This window comes from Streptomyces sp. URMC 124 (assembly GCF_051386455.1).
Taxonomy (GTDB): domain Bacteria; phylum Actinomycetota; class Actinomycetes; order Streptomycetales; family Streptomycetaceae; genus Streptomyces.
Genome location: NZ_JBPQTS010000323.1, coordinates 1 through 1,721, shown reverse-complemented (window position 1 = coordinate 1,721; position 1,721 = coordinate 1). Strand labels below are relative to the sequence as shown.

Genomic DNA, 1,721 nt, shown 5'->3' with positions numbered 1-1,721 from the left:
AAGAGACAGGTACGGGCGGGTGTGCGTACGGGGCGCGTACGGGGGTGCGCACCGGGGTGCGTCCGCGACTGCCCGCGGGGGGCTGCCGTCCGGGTGATCCCTGCCCTCGGGGGCCGCTGCGGATCTCTCCCGGACCGGCGGAAGGCGGGTCGGGGAGGATCAGTGAATGATGCCGGTGCGCAGCGCCACGGCGACCATGCCGGCCCGGTCCCCGGTGCCGAGCTTGCGGGCGATGCGGGCGAGGTGGCTCTTCACGGTGAGCGCGGACAGGCCCATGGAGACGCCGATGGCCTTGTTGGACTGGCCCTCCGCGACCAGCCGCAGCACCTCGACCTCGCGGCCGGAGAGCTCGCGGTAGCCGCCGGGGTGGCCGGGGGCGCCGGGCGGACGGCGGTGCAGCCGGGCAGCGGCCGCGGAACCGATGGGGGCGGCGCCGGGGCGGCCCGGGACGCCGAGGTTGGTACGGGTGCCGGTGACGACGTAGCCCTTCACACCGCCCGCGAGGGCGTTGCGCACGGCGCCGATGTCGTCGGCGGCGGACAGGGCCAGGCCGTTCGGCCAGCCCGCGGCCCGGGTCTCGGACAGGAGGGTGAGCCCCGAGCCGTCGGGGAGGTGGACGTCGGCCACGCAGATGTCGCGCGGGTTGCCGACGCGGGGGCGGGCCTCCGCGATCGACGACGCCTCGATCACGTCTCTCACCCCCAGCGCCCACAGGTGCCGGGTGACGGTGGAGCGGACGCGGGGGTCGGCGACGACGACCATGGCCGTCGGTTTATTGGGGCGGTAGGCGAGGCTCGCAGGTTGCTCGAGGAGAACGGACACCAAGCCTCCAGGGGGGAGTGGCGGGGGGACGGTACCGGCTTTTGGGGGTAAGCCGGGGCGATCCGTATGGGAAGGGTCACAAGCCTCTTCGGCACCGAAGCGTCCCGGCTTTAGGGAATGATCACGAATTGATGAGTAACAATTCGGGCAATTCGGATGCGATCGATCAACGACCGATCAAATTACCGATCGAAACGCTGCCCACGACCGCCAGAATCCGATCACGGGTACGGCATCCGGGTGACCGTTCCGCGGGGCGCCCCGCGCGGCGACGCCAGGAAAGGGGGCTCGCCCTTCGCCCTCGCCGAGACGGCGGTTCAAGGATGCGAACGCATCCCTGACCTGCGGCCGGGACCAGCGATGAAGGGGCCCGGCCCCTTCAAGACCGCCGCGCCACCACCGGCGGTGAAGGGGCCCCGCCCCTTCAAGACCGCCGCGACGGCGATCGGCCACGACGGCACTGCCCGGCGGTGCCGGGCGCACCTGAGCCCCCACGGCACCGCCGACCTCCGCCGTCGTGGCGGATCACCGCCGCGGCGGACCCAAGGGTGACGGCGCACCCTTGACCGGCGGTGGGCGGCCCGGGCCGCCGCGCGGCCGCCGGCAGTGAAGGGGGCTCCCCCTTCATCCCGCCGCGACGGCGACCAGCCGCAGCGAACGCATCCGGCGGTGCCGGGCGCGCCTGAGTCCGTGCGGAACCGCCGGGCTCCGCCGTCGTGCGCACCCTTGGATCCGCGTAGGCGGCCGCGTCGCGGTCAGCGGCTTTGGGGGTCTCTTCGTTGGGGGAGGGTTACTACGCCCGCGTCCGGCCCCCCGCCCGGCGGCAGGCCGGCGATCTGGCACAGCAGGTCGCACCACGCAGCCAGGTGCGCCGCCGTGTCCGGCACGCCGGACACGCC

1 protein-coding gene and 1 pseudogene are annotated in these 1,721 nt (G+C 73.9%); both read right to left on the bottom strand.

The features are described 5' to 3' along the window. Positions 1-159: 159 nt before the first annotated feature. On the bottom strand, positions 160-822 hold the full coding sequence (locus ACSNOG_RS32700) for a response regulator transcription factor (RefSeq protein ID WP_030369345.1): 663 nt from the start codon (positions 820-822) through the stop codon (positions 160-162). 755 nt (positions 823-1,577) lie between these two features. Continuing rightward, positions 1,578-1,721 (bottom strand): annotated as a pseudogene (locus tag ACSNOG_RS32695) (DUF3000 domain-containing protein); the annotation flags it as partial.